Source organism: Spirulina subsalsa FACHB-351 (assembly GCF_026130165.1).
In the GTDB taxonomy this organism is placed as follows: domain Bacteria; phylum Cyanobacteriota; class Cyanobacteriia; order Cyanobacteriales; family Spirulinaceae; genus Spirulina_A; species Spirulina_A subsalsa_A.
In genome coordinates, this window is sequence record NZ_JAIHOM010000045.1 from 1 (window position 1) to 19,745 (window position 19,745).

At 48.7% G+C, this 19,745-nt stretch carries 19 protein-coding genes, 1 tRNA gene and 1 pseudogene; 10 read left to right on the forward strand and 11 right to left on the reverse strand.

Annotated elements, in window-relative coordinates; genetic code table 11:
- The 4 genes and pseudogenes from K4A83_RS23155 to K4A83_RS10800 all read left to right on the forward strand — a co-directional run.
- Positions 1-119, forward strand: a pseudogene (locus tag K4A83_RS23155) (RNA-guided endonuclease InsQ/TnpB family protein); the annotation flags it as partial.
- 133 nt (positions 120-252) lie between these two features.
- Positions 253-1,653, forward strand: coding sequence for an ABC transporter substrate-binding protein (locus tag K4A83_RS10790; protein WP_265264542.1), 1,401 nt, complete (start codon positions 253-255; stop codon positions 1,651-1,653).
- A gap of 24 nt (positions 1,654-1,677) precedes the next feature.
- Positions 1,678-3,048 (forward strand): ABC transporter substrate-binding protein, encoded by a 1,371-nt coding sequence (locus tag K4A83_RS10795; RefSeq protein WP_265264543.1) that lies wholly within the window; start codon positions 1,678-1,680, stop codon positions 3,046-3,048.
- A gap of 6 nt (positions 3,049-3,054) precedes the next feature.
- Positions 3,055-3,945: a phosphate ABC transporter substrate-binding protein gene (locus K4A83_RS10800; protein ID WP_265264544.1), complete on the forward strand. Its 891-nt coding sequence runs from the start codon at positions 3,055-3,057 to the stop codon at positions 3,943-3,945.
- Between the two features lie 193 nt (positions 3,946-4,138).
- Here K4A83_RS10800 and K4A83_RS10805 read toward each other — a convergent pair whose 3' ends face one another.
- The 5 genes from K4A83_RS10805 to K4A83_RS10825 form a co-directional block, all read right to left on the reverse strand.
- On the reverse strand, positions 4,139-4,270 hold the full coding sequence (locus tag K4A83_RS10805) for a hypothetical protein (protein ID WP_265264545.1): 132 nt from the start codon (positions 4,268-4,270) through the stop codon (positions 4,139-4,141).
- 69 nt (positions 4,271-4,339) lie between these two features.
- Positions 4,340-4,693: a DUF1257 domain-containing protein gene (locus K4A83_RS10810; protein WP_017305922.1), complete on the reverse strand. Its 354-nt coding sequence runs from the start codon at positions 4,691-4,693 to the stop codon at positions 4,340-4,342.
- 151 nt (positions 4,694-4,844) lie between these two features.
- Positions 4,845-6,398 (reverse strand): stress-responsive protein Ycf46, encoded by a 1,554-nt coding sequence (gene ycf46, locus K4A83_RS10815; RefSeq protein ID WP_265264546.1) that lies wholly within the window; start codon positions 6,396-6,398, stop codon positions 4,845-4,847.
- A gap of 333 nt (positions 6,399-6,731) precedes the next feature.
- Positions 6,732-7,136: a ribbon-helix-helix domain-containing protein gene (locus tag K4A83_RS10820; RefSeq protein ID WP_265264547.1), complete on the reverse strand. Its 405-nt coding sequence runs from the start codon at positions 7,134-7,136 to the stop codon at positions 6,732-6,734.
- Positions 7,137-7,345: 209 nt separating this feature from the next.
- Positions 7,346-7,735, reverse strand: a complete 390-nt coding sequence (locus K4A83_RS10825) for a RidA family protein (protein WP_265264548.1) — start codon at positions 7,733-7,735, stop codon at positions 7,346-7,348.
- Positions 7,736-7,868: 133 nt separating this feature from the next.
- Between K4A83_RS10825 and K4A83_RS10830 the strand changes: the two genes are divergently transcribed.
- Both K4A83_RS10830 and K4A83_RS10835 read left to right on the forward strand, forming a co-directional pair.
- A tRNA-Arg gene (locus K4A83_RS10830) sits at positions 7,869-7,941 on the forward strand.
- 21 nt (positions 7,942-7,962) lie between these two features.
- Positions 7,963-8,742, forward strand: coding sequence for a photosystem II S4 domain protein (locus K4A83_RS10835; protein WP_265264550.1), 780 nt, complete (start codon positions 7,963-7,965; stop codon positions 8,740-8,742).
- Between the two features lie 119 nt (positions 8,743-8,861).
- Here K4A83_RS10835 and K4A83_RS10840 read toward each other — a convergent pair whose 3' ends face one another.
- The 4 genes from K4A83_RS10840 to K4A83_RS10855 form a co-directional block, all read right to left on the reverse strand.
- Positions 8,862-9,473, reverse strand: a complete 612-nt coding sequence (locus K4A83_RS10840; protein WP_265264551.1) for a hypothetical protein — start codon at positions 9,471-9,473, stop codon at positions 8,862-8,864.
- A gap of 240 nt (positions 9,474-9,713) precedes the next feature.
- Entirely contained in the window at positions 9,714-11,021 is a 1,308-nt protein-coding gene (locus tag K4A83_RS10845; protein WP_265264552.1) for a M16 family metallopeptidase, read from the reverse strand.
- Between the two features lie 65 nt (positions 11,022-11,086).
- Complete coding sequence (gene clpP / locus K4A83_RS10850; protein ID WP_017305928.1) at positions 11,087-11,695, reverse strand: ATP-dependent Clp endopeptidase proteolytic subunit ClpP; 609 nt, start codon at positions 11,693-11,695, stop codon at positions 11,087-11,089.
- A gap of 274 nt (positions 11,696-11,969) precedes the next feature.
- Complete coding sequence (locus K4A83_RS10855) at positions 11,970-12,941, reverse strand: glycosyltransferase (RefSeq protein WP_265264553.1); 972 nt, start codon at positions 12,939-12,941, stop codon at positions 11,970-11,972.
- Positions 12,942-13,788: 847 nt separating this feature from the next.
- Between K4A83_RS10855 and K4A83_RS10860 the strand changes: the two genes are divergently transcribed.
- The 3 genes from K4A83_RS10860 to K4A83_RS10870 all read left to right on the forward strand — a co-directional run bounded on the left by K4A83_RS10860 (position 13,789) and on the right by K4A83_RS10870 (position 16,615).
- Entirely contained in the window at positions 13,789-14,643 is an 855-nt protein-coding gene (locus tag K4A83_RS10860; protein ID WP_407809993.1) for an Npun_R2479 family HD domain-containing metalloprotein, read from the forward strand.
- Positions 14,644-14,753: 110 nt separating this feature from the next.
- Positions 14,754-15,911 carry a glycosyltransferase family 4 protein gene (locus tag K4A83_RS10865; RefSeq protein WP_265264555.1) on the forward strand — a complete coding sequence of 386 codons (1,158 nt, stop codon included), beginning with the start codon at positions 14,754-14,756 and terminating at the stop codon, positions 15,909-15,911.
- Between the two features lie 47 nt (positions 15,912-15,958).
- Positions 15,959-16,615, forward strand: a complete 657-nt coding sequence (locus tag K4A83_RS10870) for a Uma2 family endonuclease (RefSeq protein WP_265264556.1) — start codon at positions 15,959-15,961, stop codon at positions 16,613-16,615.
- Positions 16,616-16,698: 83 nt separating this feature from the next.
- On the opposite strand, the gene K4A83_RS10875 is transcribed toward K4A83_RS10870, so the two are convergent.
- Positions 16,699-17,820, reverse strand: a complete 1,122-nt coding sequence (locus tag K4A83_RS10875; protein ID WP_265264557.1) for an aldo/keto reductase — start codon at positions 17,818-17,820, stop codon at positions 16,699-16,701.
- A gap of 32 nt (positions 17,821-17,852) precedes the next feature.
- On the reverse strand, positions 17,853-18,356 hold the full coding sequence (locus K4A83_RS10880) for a bifunctional nuclease family protein (protein ID WP_265264559.1): 504 nt from the start codon (positions 18,354-18,356) through the stop codon (positions 17,853-17,855).
- 237 nt (positions 18,357-18,593) lie between these two features.
- Here K4A83_RS10880 and K4A83_RS10885 point away from each other — a divergent pair, with 237 nt between their 5' ends.
- A complete protein-coding gene (locus K4A83_RS10885; RefSeq protein WP_265264560.1) occupies positions 18,594-19,676 on the forward strand; it encodes an acyl-CoA dehydrogenase family protein in 1,083 nt (360 codons plus the stop codon).
- Positions 19,677-19,745 lie beyond the last annotated feature (69 nt).

The following is a 19,745-nucleotide window of genomic DNA, read 5'->3' on the forward strand; positions in this document are numbered from 1 at the left end:
CATTAAGTACGGTAGGGCATACCGGATCTAAAGCTTGGGGAGATTTGCCCTCTAGCCTGGTTGGAGCAATCCTGCTAGGTTATGGCGAGTCTGTGAACCAAGAATCCTCGTGCCTTTAGGCCGAGGAGTGTCAAAATCTCGGGCAATCAAGGCGCGGGGATTCTTCTCTCAAGGAATCATCGCCCGATATGACTGGAGTTTGCTGTAGGCTTTGAACTCAAGTACAATCATAGTCATATTTTAAACCGCGTCATGTCCAAGCAGAATGAAACCAAAACCCTTTTAATTGCCTTCCTGCTCACCAGTGCCGTGTTAGTGGGAGGGGTTTGGTGGGTGCGAGAATCGGGGATTTTGATGGGTTTGATCGATTCTCCCAACGGCCCTGGGACATCACCTCTAGGGGCTTCCCGGTCGGCTGTGGCTTTGAGTGGGGGGGAGCAATTGCTGCTCGGGGGAAGTTCAGACCTTCAGGGGGCGGTTGAATTAATTGCAAATCGTCAATATAGCCAAGCGGTTCAACAGCTAGAGGCTTTTCTACAACAGAATCCCAATGAGCCGGAAGCCTTGATTTATCTCAATAATGCCCGCATTGCTCAAGGTCGTTCCTATCCCATTGCGGTGGCGGTGCCGATTACAGGGAGTGAGAATTCCGCTAAGGAAATTTTACGGGGGGTGGCTCAAGCGCAACAGGAAATTAACCAACGGGGGGGCATTAATGGGGTTCCCCTCAAGGTGATTATTGCCGATGACCACAATAGCCCGGAGATGGCGCAACAGGTAGCTGAGGCTTTGGTGAAAATGCCGGAAATTCTGGCGGTGGTGGGGCATTTTAGTAGTGATGTGAGCCAAGCGGCGGCGGCGATTTATCAACAGCAGGGTTTAGTGATGATTTCTCCCTCTAGTACCTCTGTTACCTTGTCCCAAGCGGGAAATTATATCTTTCGCACGGCACCGAGTGATGCGTTTACGGCTAAGGCGTTGGCTCAGTATCAATTGACGGAATTAAATCTCAATCAGGCGGTGATTTTTTATAACGGCCAGAGTGATTATAGTCTGTCGCTGAAGGGACAATTTACAACGGAATTGTTTACCAGTGGGGGCAGTGTTTTACAGGAATTTGATGTGTCTCTCCCTGATTTTAACCCCAGTGAGGCGGTGGCAGAAGCTCGACAGCAGGGGGCTGAGGTGTTGGTTTTACTGACTAATACTCCGACGCTGGATCAAGCGTTACGGGTGATTCAACTCAATCGTCAAGGGTTGCCTTTGTTGGGGGGGGATAGTCTCTATAATCCCCGATTGTTACAAGTGGGGGCGCAGGATGCTCAGGGGATGGTGGTGGCGGTGCCGTGGCATATTTTAGCCCATCCCGATGCTCCCTTTACTCGGACTTCGGCGCAATTGTGGCGGGCGGAGGTGAACTGGCGGACGGCGATGGCCTATGATGCGACTCAGGCGTTGATTGCGGCGTTGGGGGAAACGCCTACTCGGTCGGGGGTGCAAGGGGCTTTAGGTCGTTCAGGATTTACGACGGCCGGGGCTTCGGAGGTGATTCGGTTTTTGCCGTCGGGCGATCGCAATCAAGCGGTCCAACTGGTGGAAGTCGTACCCGGAACTCGTTCTGGGTTTGGTCAAGATTTCAACCCAATTCCCTAGTAATTTCCACGGAAAGCAGCAATCATGACTCAAAAAAACGAAACTAAAATTCTCTTACTCTCCCTTGTCGTCACCGGAGCGCTCTTAGCTGGGGGCGGATGGTGGGTCTATCAGGCGGGTTTCTTGGGTGGGAATACTAGCGTAACGGGTGGTCGGGGTTCAGATGGTAATTTAAGCGCGGGGGGGAAACTCTTAACCCGAGACGCACCGGAGAAACGGGCGGCGGTGGAGGCGATCGCCCAAAATGACTTTTCCGGTGCCGTGAGTCGCTTGGAAGCCTATCTGCAAAACAATCCCAATGATCCCGAAGCCCTGATTTATTTAAATAATGCCCGCATCGGCAACCAAAATGTCCCCACCATTGGGGTGGCGGTGCCGATTACCGGAAACCTTGATGCGGCTCAGGAAATTCTCCGGGGAGTGGCCCAAGCGCAAAAGGAAATTAATGAGCAGGGCGGGATTAATGGCACTCCCTTAAAGGTGATCATTGGCGATGATCAAAATACCCCCCAAGGCGCTAGTAGTTTAGCCCGCGCTTTTACCCGTGAACGCCTCTTAGGGGTGGTGGGACATTTCAGTAGTGAAAATAGCCAGGCCGCCGCTTCAGTTTATCAAGAGTCGGGTCTGGTCATGATCTCCCCCACTAGCACATCTGTTCCTCTTGCCCAAAGTGGTGACCATATCTTCCGCACTGTTCCCAGTGATGCTTTTACGGCTAAGGCGATGGTGCAGTATCAACTGAATGTTTTAAACCAACAACGGGCGGCTGTGTTTTTTAATAGCCAAAGTGACTACAGTCAGTCGTTGAAAAATCAGTTCACTCAAGAACTGTTTTCCAGTGGGGGGAATGTGGTAGGGGAGTATGATGTATCGAGTAACTTTAATGCTCGTAATGCTCTGCAAGATGCCCAAAGTAAGGGCGCTCAAGTGCTGATTTTAGCCACTAACTTTAATACCTTGGATCAAGCGGTGCAAGTGATCCAAGTCAATGATCGCAATCTGCCTCTATTGGGGGGAGATAGCCTCTATACGCCCCGTTTGTTACAGTTAGGGGCTGATAATGCGGTGGGGATGGTGTTGGCTGTGCCGTGGCATATTGACGGGAATCCTAACGCGGGGTTTGTGACTCGTTCCCGTCAACTGTGGCGGGCGGATGTGAACTGGCGCACGGCGATGGCCTATGATGCCACTCAAGCCTTGATTGGGGCCCTGCGACAAAATCCAACCCCCCAAGGGGTTCAACAAACTCTGAGTAACCCCAGTTTCCAAGCGAGTGGAGCGGCGGCGGAGATTCGTTTTTTGCCTTCGGGCGATCGCAATCAAGCCGTACAATTAGTTAAAGTAGAGGCAGGCTCTCGCTCTGGATTTGGTTATGATTTTGTTCCCCTACCTTGAGGTTTTATGACCGCGAAAAATGAAACCCTGCCCCTGATTCTCTCCTTCGTCATTACCGCAGGTATTCTCGGCGCTGGCTATTGGTGGTTTACCCGTTCTGCTAATACTCCCCTAGTGGGCGATTCTAACCCCACCTCGTCCCCCAATCCCGCGCCAGCCTTTGCCGCACCTGTCACCGTCCCTAGTGGCACGATTTTACGCCTTGATGGGGCCACCAGTTTAGCGCAAGTGAATGTCGCCCTGAAACGCGGCTTTGAGGAAAAATTTGCTGGAACTTCGGTGACGCTACAAGCCAATGGTAGTGAACGGGGGTTAACTTCCCTCCTAGCGGGCAGTATCGACATCGCCGCCCTATCTCGACCTTTAACGTCCCAAGAACAAGCCCAGAACTTAGTGGCGGTTCCAGTCACTGAAGATGCGATCGCCATTATTATTGGAGTTAACAACCCCCTGCGCACCGGATTAAGCTCTCAACAAGTGCAACAAATTTTTACCGGACAACTCACCAACTGGTCCCAAGTGGGGGGACAAAACAGCGAAATTCGGGTCATTAACCGTCCCGACCATAGCGGCACTCATCAAGCCTTTAAAGAGATAGTGTTACAAGGTCAATCCTTCGGCACCACCCCCAACATTACCACCCTCATCAACGATGAAACCACCGGATTAATCCGTCAACTTGGCGACAATGGCATTGGTTACGCCACCTACGCTCAAGTTGCCACCCAACAAACCGCCCAAGTTTTACCCATTGACGGGACTACTCCCCAAGCGGCCACTTATCCCTATAAACGAACACTGTTTTATGTCTATAAAAACCCCCCCAGTGAAGCCGTCAAAGCCTTTTTAGGCTACAGCACCTCGGGCGAAGGCAAAAGTTTAATCGGTAATAGGTAATTATCAATGTGCAGATCGTTGGCATCGAGTCCGGGCAAAAGTAATGGATGAATTCTGGCCACTCCACTGAGTAATCTGTTTAAATCCTTCTTGTTTACCTTTTCGCAGCGAAACTTCCCACCAAACCTCTCGCCCATTTTCGGGAAACCCAAAATTAGCACCGGATCAATCCCTTCGTAACAATTTAAGTGAACTACCCCACCCTGCCGTTGGCGAGGATGGGGCTTCCTGATTCAACGGGAACTGCATCTAACAAAACCGATGTTTTGCCAGGTTGTCCACAAGAATCCACCAACACGACCCAAGGGGGTACGGAATCCCGCACCCCCTTGGGGAGAAAAAAGGGTTAACCTGTAAACAGTCAACCCATGAGCTTTGGAACGCGCAGCCAAAATTACTTTTGAACAACCAACTTCACATTGGCATTTTGCAGACCGCGTTGTTTTACTTCCGCTAAGGTTTTGTTGACCGCATACTTCTGGTTGATGGAGTTGATCAACTCAGTTTGGTTGTGCTTTTTAGCAACACCCCAAAGGTCAGCGATCAAGTCAAACGTACCATCAGCATTGTGGGACCAACCGAGATCATATTCACCGTCGAGAACAGCAACCAAGTCGGCGCGCACACGCTGACCGTTGTAGCCGCGAACATCGGCCTCGGTTTTCACAGAGATCCCCAAGTCACGCAAAGAAGCTTTGAGGATTTCGACATCGGTGATTTTGGTCCGTAAGGTGCTGAAATGAGACATGGGATTTTCCTCTTTGAATTAAACGACAGTTGTTGATTTTGAGTGCCGCCTGATTTGAGCAAGAAGGCGGTTTTTCTTTTGCTGCTAGTCTAGGACGGACTAGCCTTTGCTTCTGCCCCTACCCCAAGGTCAAGGCACAGAAGAAAGCCTGTTAAAACTCCAAGCGCTGGTATTCCGCCGTGGAGGACGCCGCAGGTCTGGCGCGGGTTCGCGCCCAATCTCGTAGGGCTGTTACCTGCTCGGTCATGGTGCGAGATAAGGGAAGGGTGGCTTTAATCGTTGCAATGATGTCCAGTTGGGTGAATTCCCGATCCTGGGCAAAGGCTTCATACATTGCGGCAATAATGGCCTGTTCAATCTCGGCACCGGAAAAGCCTTCGGATATTTTGGCTAGCTGGTCGAGGTCGAAGCGGGAAATATCATCCCGTCGCTTGCCTAAATGAATTTGAAAGATCGCTTGCCGTTCTTCAGGGGTGGGCAAGTCTACAAAGAAAATTTCATCAAACCGACCCTTGCGTAAGAACTCACCGGGTAAACGCTCAATGCGGTTAGCAGTGGCCATGACGAACACGGGGGAGGTTTTTTCCTGCATCCAAGTCAGGAATGAACCGAAAATTCGGCTAGAGGTACCGCCATCGGAATCGGCTGACCCGGTTCCACCGGCAAAGGATTTGTCTAGTTCATCAATAAACAAAATGGCGGGGGAGATGGATTCGGCGGTTTTTAAGGCGTTGCGTAAGTTGGCCTCGGAACGCCCCACCATTGACCCATCATAGACACGACCCATATCAAGACGGAGGATGGGTAAACCCCAGAGGCGAGATGTGGTTTTGGCAATTAAGGATTTCCCACAACCGGGAACCCCTAGAATAAGCATTCCTTTGGGTTGAGGCAAACCGTACTCTCTCGCTCGTTCGGTGAAGGCGTTGGAACGTTGTTTGAGCCAGCGCTTCAGTTCTTCGAGGCCGCCTATCGCCTCAATGGTTTCGTCTTCTTCGATGTACTCCAGAATGCCATTGCGCCGAATGAGTTGCTTTTTCTCAGACAGAACAATTTCCACTTCTTCTTCCGTTAGGCGACCTGCTTTGACGTAGGCTTTACGATACACTTTCTCGGCTTCGTCTTTGGTCAGGCCTAATGCCGCTTTGAGGAGTTTTTCCCGGACTTCGGTGGTGATGCGTCGTCCTTTGACTTTATCCAGTTGACGGGACAGAACTTGATTCAGTTCTGACATATCCGGTAAGGGAAAGTCTAACACTACGACATCTTTTTCCAGTTCGATGGGAACCTGCTGCACGGGGGACATGAGAATCATAATCTTCTCAGTACCTTTGGCGGCTAAGATGGCATCCCGTAACGCCCGTTTCACTCCTGCATCAGCGATGAAGTCGTGTAAATCTTTAAAAATAAATAGCCCGGGTTCTCTTTGCTGAATCACCCATTGAATGGCGGCTTCTGGAGAGATGGTATTGTGTTGGGGGGAAGGGCGAGTCTGACCGTACTCCACCATGCCACGAGTCATGGTCCAAACAAAAACCCGACTGTATTGAGAATTCGAGGGGTTGCCGGAGTTGGCGGCTGCGTTGGTAGTGCTACCCAATTGGGCAATTTTGGCGATCGCCTGCTCTGCTCTCTCTTCCTCGGGGGTCACGAGGTAGATTAGGGGATATTGAGCTTGTATGAGAATACTTAACTCTTCTTTCATCGCTGCTGTTTATTGGCTGCTTTCAAATGACTGTACAACTCAGTGGCTCAATGATTGACCCCCTTTGAGATGAGCAATAAGCACTGACGAATCATGATAGTGTTTGTAACAAATTACAAGTTTCCTGAGAAACTTTTCACTTATTTTTAACCTATCACCGAGACTTTCAAAATTCATGACCTTCAAAATTCATGACTTTCAAAATTCATGACTTTCAAAATTCACGACTCTCAAAATTCATGACTCGCCAAATTAACTCACCCGAGGGATCACTAATTTTCTGAACACCAATTCCTTGAGCCTGTCTCGTTAATCAGCGATGCTAACCCCAATTCAACAGGGAACCAACGTCTCTTCTCCGTGAGAGTCAGACCGGAATCCGACAACTTCCCGAACCTGCTCTACTGGAATCTCAATCTCTGGATTAAGTTCTGGATTAATTTCCTGACCCATCTCTTGCGGCATTTCCTCTGCTAATACAGCAGGTGGCTGGTCGAGGGCGACCATTTCCCCATCACGCTTAACTAGAGGGCTGTGACATTCGGGACAAGAATAGACCCGATGGGTTTTGCCTTGAGAAGCTTCTACATCTTCCACTACTTCCGGATTCTGTAAGTAGAACGCAATTGCTTTTTCTACCATTGCAGACATGGACTCTACCTCAATGGCGGCTTGAACTTTTAGCCTACGGTGGAGGTTGGGCGGAAGATAAAGTGTAACTTTCTGCTTGTCTTGCATCTCGCACTAATAAGATATCTACCCGGGTATGTTATGCCATGTTAGTCATTCCTTAGAAGACTGTCAAGCTGGTATACCAGTATGACGGCATAATTGTTACATTTGTTAACAAAGCAATTCATTTAGGGGGTCGGTTTGGCTCAAGGTGCTAGTGACCAAGATCCGTCGCCGTGCTGGGTTATACTGCGTTGGCGTTAGTCGGATGAGCGTCACAACACGGCGATACAGTCGATTTCGACCTTGACCCCTTTGGGGAGGCGAGAGACTTCTACACAGGCACGAGCGGGGGCGCTGCTTTCCTCGAAGAATTGGGCGTAAACTTGATTCATGGGGGCGAAATCGTTTAAGTCGGCGAGGAAGACGGTGGTTTTGACCACTCGTTTAAAATCGGCTCCGGCAGCTTGTAGGATGGCGGCTAGATTGCGCATCACTTGTTCTGTTTGTTGGCTGATGTCATCGCCACCGACGATTTCTCCGGTGTGAGGATCGAGGGGAATTTGTCCGGCGACAAAGACGAGGGTTCCTGTGGCGGCGATCGCTTGACTATAGGGACCGACAGGAGCGGGTGCTTCTTCGGTGTGGATAATTTGCTTGGTCATGAGATTTTAGGCGATTGAACGGGTTAACCTCGCTATTTTACTTCTTTTCAGGGGTTCTCTGGTCAGGGCTTTTTGAGGAGAGGCTTGGGAAAATCTAAATAGATGTGTTATGCTAGATGATCGCTGAACAAAAGGGCATGTAGCTCAGAGGATAGAGCACTGGATTCCGGTTCCAGGTGTCGGGGGTTCGACTCCCTCCATGCCCGTTAAATTTTCCCCAGACCCCTATGTTACCGAGAGAAGAACTACTGAAAGGTGTCGAAAATCGTCAAGAAGTCGCCCGCGTCATAGACCAAGCTGAACAAGCGATTAAAACCTGGGAAGTGGTGACGACGGATTTTTTGTCCCCTCCGGTGTTGATGGAGGTGGGGGGGAAGTTTGCCAAGCTTACGGAGGTGGAGTTATTGCCTTGGGGGGGGTATCCCCAAGCGGAACGGCAACGAGTGGCGATCGCACGTTCTGAACTGTCCCTTGATTTTACTCAAGTTCCCCTCGCTCTGTTGGATATTGCCGGAAACTTTCTCTTTGACCCGGCCACCCATCGGGACTTTTTGGGGGCTATGTTAGGCACAGGTTTAGTGCGGGAGAAGGTGGGGGATATTGTCGTGTTGGGAGAACGGGGCGCTCAAGTGATTGTCGCTCCGGAGTTGGTGGACTTTTTAACCAGTAGTTTAGTTCAGGTGCGTTCTGTCCCGGTGAAAACCCAACAGGTGGAGTTTAGTGAGTTAAAATATCGCCCCCCGACTAAGAAGGAATTAACGACGGTTGAAGCGTCTTTGCGTTTAGATGCGATCGCCTCGGCCGGTTTGGGAATGTCGCGCAATAAAATGGTGGAAGCCATTAATGGGGGAGATGTGCGGGTGAACTGGAAGGAAATCACCCAGCCCAGTTATACCATCCAATCCGGGGATTTAATCTCAGTGCGGGGCAAAGGACGGGTCGAAGTCGGCGAAGTGGTGATTACAAAAAAAGAACGCTATCGCGTCCAATTAACTCGTTATAAATAACCAGTGATTTGTTTTTTTGACACTCCTGGGCCTAAAGGCGTGAGGATTCTTAGACCAATGAGAAGACAAATTGAACTCGGATTTTCAGTAGAATGCTGAATCCCAGTAAACCGGGCGAATTAACTCGGGTCTATTTGGGTTGCAATCGTTAACAATTCAAACACTAACAGTTTCTCGCCAGAGGATAAAGAGTTTAATAATTGAATTTCCGCTTCAGGTGTTAGAAGAACTTGATGGTTGGGGTGGAGCCAAAAATGCTTCCCCTGAATAAATCCTTGATCCTTTAACCTTTGACGAACTAAAGACAGAGCCAACCAATATAAATCTAACTCTGGCATCAGATAATCCGGGTTTTGTAAAATCCAATCGGCTGTCTCGGGAACATAATCAATTAAACGATAGACCCCTTGAGTTAAGACGACTTCGATTAAACTAGGATTAGGCAACACTGTCAAAAAATCTTTCAAAGACTTGACTAAAGCAAAGTTGCGGCTTTTTAAAACATCAACGGTTAATTCTATATAATACTCATCAACCTGACGATGACTCATGGTGATCTTTCCTTGCCGAGTCATAGATTCTTGGTAAAGCGTCTCGGCAGGAGAATCCTTCAGCAAACCGGAAGGAGATTCGCCACTGAAGGGTGAAATAGCAATACACTCTGAACAGGAGACACAAGTCATATCAAAAATAGATAGTAAATAAAGTAACAAGCAAGAGAAAGGAGTCATAGGGCATTAGCCTCCTGACTCCTGTAACTACCTTGACCTGAGACTTTGTGACCCACAAACTGAAGTTCAACCAATGACTTATTGGGTTACTGTACTCAGTCTAGGAAAAAATTGTGAGGATTTTGTGAGCAGTTTTCACAATTTAGTGACATCCTCCCGACGCTGACCGAAACGTTACAGCGCGGGGCTGCTCAGAGGTTAGCTAAATTGAAGGCAGAAAATGGATTGAAACATTTAGGTTCAGTTTGAGGTTGCGGGTCGAACCACTACCATACCGTAGGCATCGGGGTTTAAATAACATTGGGCGACATTTTGAATATCAGCCGGGGTGATAGCTTGAATGCGCTGGGGATAGGTTAAGGCGGGTTCTAAATCCCGCAATTTACAGTAATAGTAACCATAAAGACTGGTGCGATCGCTGGGGCGTTCATTATTAAACACAAACCGATTCGCCACTTGGGTCTGAATACGGGCTAAATCCTTGGGATTGACGGGTTCTTCTTGGAAGGATCTTAAGTGTTGTGCGATCGCCTCCTCCACCACCGCCACATTTTCCGTCGGCAACTGGGCTGCCACATAAAACACCCCTTGGAGATGATAGGTCATATTACTCACCCCAATAGAAGTCACTAACTGGCGTTCCTCCCGCAAATCTCGGAACAAACGGGACAGTTTCCCCTGACCCAACAACGTGGCCAACACATCCAAACCATAGGTTTTCCCCAACTCCAACAAACCCGGCACCCGCCACACCATAACTAAACGGGCTTGTTGCACCCGAGAATCTGTCAACTCACGGCGCACAATCCCTTCAAAGGGCGGTTCAGCGAGAAAATCCTCCCAAGGGGGAGAGTCGGGAACTTCATCCAAAGGGGAGCGGGGTTCATAGACCGCCCCAAAACTCTCTTCCACCTGCTGAATTAACATCTCCACAGGCAAATTCCCCACCACAGCGGCCGTCATTTGATGGGGTTGATACCATTGAGCATGAAAATCGCGCATTTGTTGGGGGCGTAACCCTTGAATCACCTCCGTTGGACCCAACACCGGACGACGATAAGGCGATCGCTCAAAACAAGTCTCCATCGCCTGCATATAGACCCGCCGACTAGGATTATCCTCAGAACGGCGAATCTCCTCCAACACCACCGACCGTTCCCGTTCAAACGCCCCATCAGGCATACAGGCATTTAACACCACCTCCAACTGAAGCGGCAGCAAATCCCCAAAATCCTGCGCCGCCGCCGTCAAATAATAGTGCGTGTAATCCTGACTTGTAGCCGCATTCGTCACCGCCCCCCGTTCCTCAATCCGACGTTCAAACTCCCCACTCGGCAAATTCGGCGTACCTTTAAAAATCATATGTTCTAAAAAGTGCGCCATACCATTAATCTCATCGGACTCCAACGCCGACCCCACATTCAGCCACAAATTAAACGACACCACCGCCCCCGGCATCTGTTCGGCCACTATCGTTAAACCATTCGGCAATTGATGAATCCTAGGCTGATTTAAAGGCAACGTCCGGTGCAGCAGTGTAGAGGTCATAGTTGAATCTCAGAAGGGGCAATCATCAGGAAAAGGGCAGTCAAGGGCAGTTCAAAGGCGAAATTCTAGCCTTCATGGGGAGGAGGATTACTGGCCGAAGGTTTGCGGTCAATCACCTGATCAATCAAACCGTAATCCTTCGCCTCCGCCGGAGACATAAAGAAATCCCGGTCTGTATCCACCTCAATCCGCTCTATGGGTTGTCCAGTATGATGAGCTAAATGTTGATTTAACAATGCCTTGAGATAGAGAATTTCCTTCGCTTGAATTTCAATATCCGTCGCTTGGCCTTGCGCTCCCCCTAAAGGTTGATGAATCATAATCCGGGAGTGAGGCAAACTCAACCGTTTCCCCTTCGTCCCTGCACTCAACAAAAACGCCCCCATACTGGCCGCCAATCCCACGCAAATTGTCGAGACATCAGGGCGCACTTGATTCATCGTGTCAAAAATCCCCAGTCCTGCCGAGACAGACCCCCCCGGAGAGTTAATGTAGAGGTAAATATCTTTTTCCGCGTCTTCAGCTTCCAAATAGAGCAACTGCGCCACAATCAGGTTAGCAATTTCATCCGTTACAGGTTGCCCTAAGAAAACAATCCGCTCTTTCAGCAGGCGAGAATAAATATCAAAGGCACGTTCGCCACGGCCGGAAGTTTCAATAACAGTTGGGATCATGGAAAAGGCTCTATTGATGATGTTGATTGGGTTATTCCCATCAAGTCTAACAGAATATCGCCTGAAGCGGGGGAGAACGGGTCATCGCAAGGCTGACAAGTTAAGCATGAATGTCCTCTGGTCAAGGTCAGGGAACAATTAATAACTAATAATTATCAATTCCTAAATTTTACTGATTACTGTTCACTGTGAAGGCACACAAGCTTAACTTGTCAAGGTTGCGCTCATAGCAAGTTAAGCTCCTTGTCAATTCGTACAGCGAATCGGGACCCCCCTATGGATTGATAGATGGGGAATCGGACTGGAGTTCAGGAAAAGGTTGAATCTCACGGGCAGCATCGGGTAAAACCGCCTGTTGCTGACCTCTACTCCGAGCGTGGAAGGTGATTAAATCAAGGGGCGTGTTCATTAAATCAACAGTTTTAGCCTTACCTACTACTAACTTCAACGTAGCAATAGGCAGTTCTTTGAGCAACCAACGACTGAGCCGATAAACGGTTTTTTGAGGGTTAATTTCCGTACCTAACGCCACACCATGTAAATCATGTAAATAACGGTTAGAACGCCCATAACGCCGCCACTGACTGCGTAATTCGACCAGACTCGCCCGGTGACGATGCCGAACAACTGCATCCTCGACAAACTCTAATTGCCAGTCGGTTTCCCGTAAAATCCGCCAACAAATATCCGCATCTCCTCCTGTCGTTAAGTAGGGGCGAAATAGCCCCACATCGCGCAAGGCTTGTTTCCGAATGGCCAGATTTGCCGTCTGTCCGTAGGGGCAAAAGCTATGATTCAGGGTGTGTTTTTGGGAGAGGGTATCTTTGCGCTCGGCATATTGTTCTAAGAGATTCTCACTCGGTAGGGCGAGAATTTCCCCGACGGCTAAACCGATATTCGCTTGACTAAAGGGTTTGAGCAGGTTTTCCAGCCAAGTGGGTTGGGGGCGACAGTCGGCATCGGTAAAGGCGAGTAGTTCGCTCTGGGCGGCACAAATTCCCTTGTTGCGGGCGGCGTAGGAGCTTTGAATTTTGGGTTCTTGCAGGGGGCGCAGGGTTAGACCTTGTTGGGCAAAGTCTTGACTGGCGGCTTGCAGTTGGTCAAAAGTGTGATCTGTACTGTTATTATCCACCAGTAAATACTCAACCTGTGAGCCGGGATAGGTTTGGGCTTTTAAGCAGGCTAAGAGGTCCGGTAAGTCTTCGATACCGTTGTAAATGGGGATAATAACTGAGGCGTTCAGCATAAGCGATTGACGAATGGAGTTGTCAATTAGGGTATCGCAAAAGACTGTAACCCGTGGATATCTCTGAATCAAGGGTTAGAGTATGGCCAAAGAAGGATAAGTGAAGTGGGGAGGCAACTTTTTAGGCCGATTGATCGACTAAGAGTCTATCTAGTTTGGCGTTGGGTTTTGGGGGAGGTCATCGGATTTCCCCCTTTTTTTCTGTCGTAAGAGTTATTTTAAGCGATTCTACTTATGGTTATATCGCTTGAATTTCAGGGTTTTAAAATAGTCTATTTCGGAAGTCATCGCAATACATAGGGCTTGCTTTCTGAGAAAGTCGAAAATTGATCATAAATTATGATATTGTATGCCCTAAACTATCCGCAAACCTACTGAAATCAAATAAATTCAAGTAAAAACATGATCGGGATCACAGACTGACTCATTTTCTTGTGATATGGTGGGAAATAGGGGCTGTTTTTTTTGCGATGAATACTATTAATTGTAGTTTGAATTTTTGTAGTTTAAATTTTAGCCGAATCATGACCCCAATTAAAGCACTGTATGTATTTTTTCGGACATTCACAGGAAAAAGCCAATTTTTTTTAATCAAATAAAATGGGTGTTGTTGCCCAGTACATGAGAAGCAATGGGGTTTCAAAGGAGTTCATCGCCCTTCTGTGCTGACTTTTGTTGTCTAGAAAAAAAGAAGGGTTGGAAACTTGCCGAATATTTTGGCTCATTCTCTGTTATTTTTTGGGGTGTATCCAAGATTGAATTCCTTTAAACTATAGAGTAAGGAGTTGGGGGGATGGCCTCCGGTTCAAAAAATGGGAGATGAGGAACGTTCATCAGGGAGAGGATGATGTTGCAGGCACAACGAACCTCCATTGAGTATTGTATTCAATGCTTGCAGGAGGGCTATCGCAAAAATTACGGTTCTCTCAAGGGGGAATATGCTGAGATTATTGGTGAAGGGGCGAATCTGGCACTGAAAGCGATCGCCAAAACCGATGCAGCCTATCATGATATAGAACATACCATCCTTGTAGCCCTAACCGGACAGGAAATTCTGCGGGGAAAACAGTTAAGGGAGGGAGTGGTTTCTTGTGAAGACTGGCTTCATTGCATCCTATCGTTGTTGTATCACGATATTGGCTATCTCAAAGGCATTTGTCATCAAGATCAACCCAGCCAAAGACGCTACACCACAGGCTACAATCGAGATTTTATTGTTCTCCCTGCCGATGCGACAGATGCCAGTTTAACAGCGTATCATGTAGATCGAGGCAAGCGGTTTGTCGCGGAACAATTTGCCGCTCATCCTCAATTAGATATTACCTTGATCCAGCATAATATTGAACTGACTCGTTTTCCTGTACCTCCCGATGAAGCCCACGAGGATACGATTCATTACCCCGGATTAATGCGGGCAGCTGATTTAATTGGTCAGTTGGCAGATCCCGGTTATTTAGGCAAACTTCCGGCTTTATTCGCCGAATTTGCCGAAAATGGGACGAATACAACCCTAGGCTATCAAACGCCCGAAGATTTAAAAGCTGGATTCCCGCCTTTTTTCTGGAATGTAGTGTATCCCTATATTAAAGACAGTCTTTCTTATTTAAAGATGACCTCAAGCGGTCAACAAATTATTACGAATCTCTACGGTAATGTGTTTACCGTTGAACGAGAGTTAAATCTGTTGTACGAGATGAGTTAGGTGTGAATTGTCAAGAGCAAGGACTCCAGAACAAGGCACAATAGAAAGAGTAGAATTCAGCACATGGTCTGTCACTGAGCAGGATTATATCGTGAGGGAGTATTAAAAGCTTGCAGACTACAGACACCCCTATCCATCATGTTTTTGTCTTTCTGGAAATTTTTGCCCAAGAAGGAGGGATTCAGTCCTATGTTAAGGATATTCTGGAAGGGTATCAAAGCCTAACTGAACAGCCCGATTGTCCCTATCAGGCGGATATTTTTTTGCTGCGCGATTCAGCCGACAGTAAAAATCCCTTTTCTGGGGGGAATCTCACCTTTCACTATTTCCTCTCGGGTACTCCTTGGTTGGGGCGCTTACGTCTGGCGACTGCATTGTTGAAAACGCTACTCACCCAACGTCCTGACCATGTTTTCTGTGGTCATATTAACTTAGCGCCTTTAATTCATGCTCTCTGTAAACCCTTGGGGATTCCCTATACTGTCCTGACCTATGGGAAGGAAGTGTGGGACGCTTTGCCTGAACCAAAACGCTACGCATTGCAGGCAGCGCAAGAGATTTGGACGATTAGCCGCTATAGTCGCGATCGCCTTTGTGCCGCCAATAAAATTCCCATCAAGCAGGTGCAGTTTTTGCCCTGCATTGTGGACGAAACCCTTTTCACTCCCGGGGAAAAACCCCCTACCCTGCTGGAGAAATATCACCTCACCGGATGCACGGTTCTCATGACCGTTGCCCGGTTGTGGTCTGGGGATCCCTACAAAGGGGTAGATGTCACCATTCGCGCCCTCCCAGCCATTCTCAAGGAGTTTCCCGAGGTAAAATACTTGGTCATTGGACGAGGGGATGATCAGCCCCGTCTGGCTCAACTGGCGCAGGATTTGGGGGTTGCGGAACGGGTGATTTTCGCTGGATTTGTGCGGACAGAAGACCTCAGCGCTCATTATCGGGTGGCGGATATTTATGTGATGCCGTCTCAAGAAGGGTTTGGGATTGTTTATTTAGAGGCGATGGTAAGCGGAATTCCAGTGATTTCTGGGGATGATGATGGTTCTGCGGATCCCTTACAAGATGGCCGGGTGGGGTGGCGTGTTCCCCATCGGGATGTGGATTGTGTGGCTGAAGCTTGTTTAGAGGTACTGAGGAATCTCAACAATCCGGCTGAATTACGGTGTAATGGTTCTTGGTTACGGGAACAGACCATTGCCAAGTTTAGTAAAGGGGCTTTGACTCAACAGTTAAAGGTGTTAATTGAGCAGCAACTTTGACAAGTTAAGCTTGTGTGCATTTTTTCAATCCCACGATGAAGAAAATTATGAGTATTGCCACCTCGGAACCCCCAGCAACACAATCAACGAAAGGAGAGCAACGGGTTGTGTTGCGGTGCATTTCTTGGGATGCCTATGTGCAGCTATTAGGACTGTTGCCCCAATCACGGGGGGCGCGTTTGACTTACGATCAGGGAGTGCTGGAAATTACGATGCCTTTGGAAGACCATGAGTTTTTTCGCTGTCTGATTGAACGATTTATTATTGTCTTGGTGGAGTTGCTCAATTTGCCTATCAAAACAATGGGGTCAACGACTCTAAATTATCCCCCATTGCAAAGGGGAGCGGAGCCGGATAATGCTTACTACATTCAGAATCAGCCTTTGGTGAAGGGGCGGAATGTGGATTTTGCTTCAGATCCACCGCCGGATTTAGTGGTGGAGGTGGATATTACCCACACGGATATTGCGAAAAATCAGTTTTATGCGGCGTTGGGCGTGCCGGAGTTTTGGCGGTTTAATGGGGAGGTGTGGCGGATTTATAGTCTGCAAGAGGGGGGTTATGTTGAGGTGGATTACAGTCCAACTTTTTCCCAAGTGCCGAAGGAGTGGCTCTATGATTTTTTGGTGATGGCGAAGGAGGATGAGGTGGGGGCTATGCGGGAGTTACGAGAACGCTGGCGCGCCTGTTTTGGTGAAAGCTGACCTGCTAGTGGACAATACTCCCCGCTCTAAAGAGACGGGGCTACCAAGCTTCCGAGTTTTTTTCGTGTCGGGAGTATGGCACATTATCCCCACAAACGACGGCGAGAGGTTCCTTTTAACCGTTGATGACTGTCTCGCAAGAGGCGGGGGATGTCTAACTGTTCGGGACAACGGGGGAGACAGTCGCCGCAGTCGGTGCATTGATCTGCGGTGCGTCCGGGGAACCAATGGCCGGCATTGCCGAACATTCCATAACGATACTGTCCAAATGAGGTCATGTCGTAGGCGATCGCTAAGTTGCGTAAACGTAAGACTTCGGGGATGGAAATGCTTTCAGGACAAGGTAAACAGGCATAACACTGGCGACATAAATCCGTCCCGAGTTGTTGTTCTAATACTTGTTCTAGGCGCTGTTGAATCTGGGCTAATTGTGCTGTGTCCCCGGTTTCTAGTTGTAACACTAAGTCTAAATCCTCGGGTTGGGCGGCCCCTACACTCAGGGTGGTAATACGAGGATCCGCTAAGAGGAATTGATAGTTAAAGACTAGGGGAGAGAGGGGAGAACAAAGTTGTGTTAACTGTTCCGGGGGTTGGTACAGTTGCCCGCCCTTATCGACGGGGGAGATAATAAACAGACCTAAATCCTGTTCTTGGGCGAGGTCTAAAATGGGGGCGTTGCGTTGGAAAAAATAGTAGTAGTGGAGATTGACGAAGGAAAAGGCTCCGGTTGCGATCGCTGCTTGAATAAGCTCTAGACGGCCATGAGTCGAAAAACCGATAAATTTGACCTTGCCTGCTTGTTGTGCGGCTTGTAGGACATCTAAACACCCATTGGGGGCGCAAATCCACTGTAGATGCTCTGGGGTATTGACTCCATGTAAAGCTAAACCATCTACATAGTCCATTTGTAAACGAGAGAGGGATTGGTTTAACTGGTCTTGAAACTGTTTGGAGTCGGGATGGGGAGGGATTTTGGTGGTAATGTAAAGCTGTTCTCGGGGCAAGGGGAGTCCAGTTTGTAGCGATCGCCCTAAAAACACCTCACTCTGTCCATACCCTTGGGCTGTCTCCAGATGATTGATTCCCCCAGCAATGGCGCGCTGTAACGTTTGGTGGAATTGCTCAAAACTGGACAAACAGCGCATAGTCCCCAAGGAAAAAACCGACAAGGGGAGTTCTGTTTTACCGAAGCGTCGATAGTCCATTATCGCTGTGATCTACCTAGGATCAGGTTTTGTTAGGATTCACTACTTTGATGGCGATCGCGCTCAATAAAATCTTCTGGTCGCAGATTGGCGATAAAATTCCGGAAAGCTTCTCGTTCTTCTTCGTCGGCATCCCGGTCTACAGGGATAGAGGCATCGGCAATCACTTCCTCCATCACCCAGATCGGGCTACCTGTGCGGAGGGCTAAGGCGATCGCATCACTGGGACGACAGTCTACCTCTCTCGTTTCCTCTCCCTTGGTGAGACACAACACCGCATAGAAGGTATTATCTTGTAGGGAGTGAATCACCACCTTAGAAAGGCTCATCTCCCAAGCGTCCAGAATATTGGTTAACAGATCATGAGTTAAAGGGCGGGGTGGTCGTTGGTTTTCCAGCGCCCCAATAATCGACTTAGCCTGTTCCTGTCCAATATAAATAGGCAAAGCACGCCGATCAGAACCGTCCTTGAGCAACACAATCGGACTACGGGTAACAGCATCTAAAGCAATGCCAGCAACTTTCATTTCAATCATGGGCTTTTCATCTCTAAAATACAGTTCGTCTCAGAGTTGAACTCTAGGCGTGGGGTTGACCCCCCATTTAACCCCAGTTATGACCGTAATAGCCAAAGTATAGCAGTCCTCCATAGCCTAAACCACTTTCTTTGAGTTAGGGTAGGGCGTGGGGAAATTGAGAATTTATCAACCAAGAATCCCCGTCTCGGCAAGAGCGGGGAATATCAACCACTACTATTTACAAATGACTGTCTGATGGCCAAGTCTCTGACCTCATCCTCTTCCGTCCTTGCTACCCTAGAAACCGCTCTCGCTGAGATTCCCAGCACCCCAGAAAAACTAGAACAAGATCCCTCCGCCCTGAGCCAAGCCATTCAAATCTTAGGGCGACATAAATTATTAGCCTTACGAGTTCCCCAACGTTACGGGGGGCGGGAATTGGGGGATTTGGATTGGTTTTGTTATCAAGAGGCGATCGCACATTATTCCGGAACCCTCGCCTTTGTGCAAACCCAACAGCAAACCGCCGCCGCCTTCCTAGCCGGAGCAGAGAATACCACCTTAAAACAAGACTATTTAGCCCAAATTAGCCAAGGCACCCTAACATTAGGCGTAGGTTTTGCCCACTTACGCCGAAAAACCCCCCCCTTAAGCGCCGTACCCACCGAAGGCGGCTATCTCCTCACCGGACAAATTCCTTGGTTAACCGGAGTCAACATTTTCACCCAAGCCATCATTGCCGCCACCCTTCCCGATGCCACCATACTCCTCACCATCATCCCCCTACAAACCAGCAGCCAACCCACCGGAGGAACCCTCACCCTCTCTCCCCCCTTAGCCCTCGCCGCCATGTCTGGGAGTCACACCGTCCAAGCAGACTTAGTTCAGTGGTTTACACCCCATAGAGAAGTGATTAGCCACAAAGCCGCCAACTGGTTAGCCCAAAAAGACCAACAGGGAATTCTTAACCCCACCCCCTTAATTTTAGGCTGTGCGCAAGCCGGATTAAGCATCCTTGAACAAGCCCACCACCAACAAAACTCCCACATCCTACATTCCGCCCTACAAAAACTAACTCACACAGTCATAGAATGCCGCCAAACCATCCTAGAAGCCCAACAATCTCCCCATTATCCCCTCCAAGAGAAATACAAACTCCGCGCCCGTGCTATCCACCTAGCCACCCGTTGCGCTCATGCCGCAGTGATTGTATCTAGAGGAGCAGCCAATCTCTCCAACCATCCCGCCCAAAGGATTTATCGGGAAGCCCTAGTGTTCACCGTAACAGGACAAACAACAGCAGTTTTAGAAGCGACCTTACAGGAACTGGTAGAGTAAGAGAGAAGTATTTTTGTCCTAATCAGAAACCGGGTTTTTAGGATAATCTGGGCAAAAAACGAGCCAATC